This is a genomic window from Pseudomonadota bacterium, assembly GCA_022361155.1.
Taxonomy (GTDB): domain Bacteria; phylum Myxococcota_A; class Polyangia; order Polyangiales; family JAKSBK01; genus JAKSBK01.
In genome coordinates this window covers 1-2,313 of sequence record JAKSBK010000089.1, presented here as the reverse complement: position 1 = coordinate 2,313, position 2,313 = coordinate 1, and the positions used below count along the sequence as shown (strand labels likewise).

Genomic DNA, 2,313 nt, shown 5'->3' with positions numbered 1-2,313 from the left:
GTGTGAGCGCCACGGGCGGTGTGAACGCCACAGGCGGTGTCGCGGGTGGCGCCGGCGTGAGAGGACTGGGTGGCTTCGGGGGGCAAGGTGGCCTCGGCGGCATGGGCGGTCAGGCTGGCTGGGGCGGTCTTGGTGGTCAGGCCGGTGTCGGCGGAGCCGCCGCTCAAGGCGGACAAGCAGGTGGCTGGGGCCTGGCCCCGTGTCCGCCGGCATTTGAGTGCAAGATAGTTGCCCGTTTTGAGACTCGGCCCATCTGTGTCCTGCGGGGAATGTCAGGGCCCCCCTCGTGTGGTGAGCCGGCATGCTCCCAGCTCGTGATGCCAACTTGCACACTCCGTGGTGGCCGGTGCTTGCAGCTTTGCGTGCTTCCCTGAGGTGGATGGGAATGGACGACGGTGACCCCACGCCCACGTCGCGCTTGTTGCTATCGCTGCTAGCGGGCTCTGCGCTGCTGCTCGGAGCCTGCGGGGGCAGAACGGTCAGCCGTCCAGGGGCTGGCGGCACGGCGGGCCAGGGCGGCACCCGCAGTGCTACTGGCGGCAGCGGGGCGGTGGCCGGCGCCGCGGGCCGGGGTGGCTCCGGGGGGCAGGCCGGCGCCGGCGGCATAGGAGGCCGAGCCGGATGGGCCGGTTTGGGTGGTCAAGGTGTGAGCGCCACGGGAGGTGTGGGTGGCATAGGCGGTGTCGCGGGTGGCGCCGGCGTGAGAGGACTGGGCGGCTTCGGGGGGCAAGGTGGCCTCGGCGGCCTAGGAGGTCGAGCTGGCTGGGGCGGTCTTGGTGGTCAGGCCGGTGTCGGCGGCGGTATGGCCGGTGTCGGTGGAGGAGCTGCTCCGGGCGGACAAGCAGGCGGCTGGGGCTTGGCCCCGTGTCCAGCGCGGGGCTTTGAATGCAAGACGAGTTCAGTTGTTGACTGGAGCCGCCGCCCGATTTGCGTCTTGCTGGGGACCGTAGTGCCCCCGGCATGCGGTAGCCCGCAGTGCCAGATGCTGCGTAACCCGTCCTGCAAGTTCAGCCTGTGCCTGCAGCACTGCGCTCCTCCCTGAGTGCAATGCGGACCGGGCGCCTGCCTCCGGTGCCGGGTTTGTCGCCCCTTGCGCGCCCGCCACCCAGGACTGTGTCGGCGATGCAGGCATGGGCTACCGCCTGCCTGATCGTTAGCGCGTGTCTGCAGCAGGTCGCGGTCGCCAACGGGCGCTACCCGGCGTCGCAGCAGGTGATCGAGGACCCGCGCGATCCCAACCATTTGATCGTGCGCGCCACCTACGGGCTCTTGGTGACGCGGGATGGGGGCAGGCATTGGTCGTTGATCTGCGAAGAGGCTGTTGGCTACGGCGGCATGGAAGATCCCATGCTGGGCTTGTTCGGCAACGGCACGCTGATGGCCGGCACGCTCCGTGGTCTGAAGCTCGGGTTCGACGCAGCCTGCAGCTTCGCCGAAGCCCAAGGGGGCGTGAGCGGGCTGGAGATCGTGGATGTCGCCGTGCATCCAAGCGACCGGGCGCATGCGCTTGCGCTGGCGCGACGGGGGCAGGCAGGTTTCGCGAGCCACCGGCTGTGGCAAACAAGCGACCACGGCGCGAGCTGGCGCGAGCTCGGTGGACCGTTCGGCGCGGCGCACAACCTGCTCGCCACGGCTTTCGACGCGGCCCCGAGTGACCGCAGGCGCATCTACGCGAGCGGTCTCGTAGATGTTCCCATGCTGCAGGGCGCGCTGCTGCGCAGCAACGACGGCGCCGTCACCTGGACCGTGCTGCCCATCATGGACACGGGGCCGCAGGCGATCCCGTTCCTGTCCGCCGTAGCACGGAACGATCCAGACACGGTCTACGTTCGCATACGCTCTGTGAAAGCGGACCGCCTGCTGGTTTCCTCGGACGCAGGCCGTTCCTGGCGCAGGGTGCTCGAAGGCAAGGCCGTGATGGCGGGCTTCGCGCTTTCGCCTGATGGCACGCAGCTCGCGATCGGTTTCGGCTTGCCCGAACGACGTCGCACTGTGGACTGCAGTCGCTTGGGACTCTGGAAGGCTTCCACGCATGACCTCAGGTTCAGCAAGGTCTTCGACGGCGCGGTGCAGTGTCTGACGTGGACCGAGCACGGTCTTTACGCGTGCTTCAACGAACCGGTGCATGGATTCGGGGTAGGCCTATCGCAGGATGGAGGCAGGAGCTTCAAGCCGCTGATGAAACTACGGAGCGTGCAGGGCCTCGCGTGCCGACCGCCAAGCATGCTGGCGACGCTGTGCGCTGCACCATGGCGCAAGCTCTGCCCCCTGATCGGCACTTCCTGCAGCGGCGCAGCAGGCGCGCCCGCGCCC

At 68.9% G+C, this 2,313-nt stretch carries 2 protein-coding genes; both read left to right on the top strand.

What is annotated here, in order from left to right; all coding sequences use genetic code 11:
* Window positions 1–385 precede the first annotated feature (385 nt).
* A complete protein-coding gene (locus MJD61_02630) occupies window positions 386–1,042 on the top strand; it encodes a hypothetical protein (protein ID MCG8554175.1) in 657 nt (218 codons plus the stop codon).
* Window positions 1,043–1,122: 80 nt separating this feature from the next.
* Window positions 1,123–2,313, top strand: a 1,191-nt coding sequence (locus MJD61_02625; GenBank protein MCG8554174.1) for a hypothetical protein, incomplete at its 3' end; no start/stop codon positions are given.

Bases quoted from the DNA above. Each gene is read 5' to 3' on its own strand.
- MJD61_02630 (MCG8554175.1), top strand. From the start codon at position 386: ATGGACGACGGTGACCCCACGCCCACGTCGCGCTTGTTGCTATCGCTG.